We start from the raw sequence: 273 nt of genomic DNA, 5'->3' as shown, positions 1-273 counted from the left end.
CTGCAAAAGGCGCAGCATGCGGTCTTCGCTCGCCATATCCTTAAGCACTTCGGCGATTGCCTGCGTCTGGCTCCCTGTTGAAGAAAATGGCAGCGACTGCAATATCTTGCCACTGATTTCTCCAGTAGCACTTACGGGCTGACCGGAGACTTTCCGCAATCGTTGCCGGACAAGGCTCAGCGACAGCTGGCCAGCCAGAAATTCGTCATAGGCAAGGCGGCGGCGCGCAGGTGCTTGCGGATCGATATCGGCCGCATCCTGCGGTTCGTGCAG

1 pseudogene is annotated in these 273 nt (G+C 58.2%); it reads right to left on the bottom strand.

Features of this window, described 5'->3' with window-relative positions:
• Positions 1–273, bottom strand: a pseudogene (locus SCA31_RS23450) (hypothetical protein); the annotation flags it as partial.

It is taken from the genome of Chryseobacterium sp. SIMBA_028, from assembly GCF_046535285.1.
GTDB lineage: Bacteria > Bacteroidota > Bacteroidia > Flavobacteriales > Weeksellaceae > Chryseobacterium.
The sequence above is the reverse complement of the archived record's forward strand: the minus strand, read 5'-3'. Positions and strand labels throughout refer to the sequence as shown.